The 255-nt window shown below is 41.6% G+C and carries 1 tRNA gene; it reads right to left on the bottom strand.

The window, feature by feature from the left end:
• Positions 1-146: 146 nt before the first annotated feature.
• Positions 147-222: transfer RNA gene (locus tag PZE06_RS29380), tRNA-Ala, on the bottom strand.
• Between the last annotated feature and the right edge of the window lie 33 nt (positions 223-255).

The raw sequence follows: 255 nt of genomic DNA, 5'->3' as shown, positions 1-255 counted from the left end.
AAGGTACAATGTTGCAATCTGAAGATTGCATATGACTTAATTTAAAAAATTCGCTTTTAAAAAGAGAATGGAGAACCCATTTTCACTTCTTTTGCGAAAAATTAAGGAAGAATATTTTTACTTCACTACGTTACGTAAAAAATTCTTGGTGGAGCCTAGCGGGATCGAACCGCTGACCTCCTGCGTGCAAGGCAGGCGCTCTCCCAGCTGAGCTAAGGCCCCATTATAATAGGATGGTGGGCCTAAATGGACTCG

Origin of the sequence: Robertmurraya sp. DFI.2.37, assembly GCF_029211245.1 — a bacterium.
Classification (GTDB): Bacteria; Bacillota; Bacilli; order Bacillales; family Cytobacillaceae; genus Robertmurraya; species Robertmurraya methanolica_A.
Note: the sequence above shows the minus strand (reverse complement) of the source record. Positions and strands in the feature narration are given on the sequence as shown.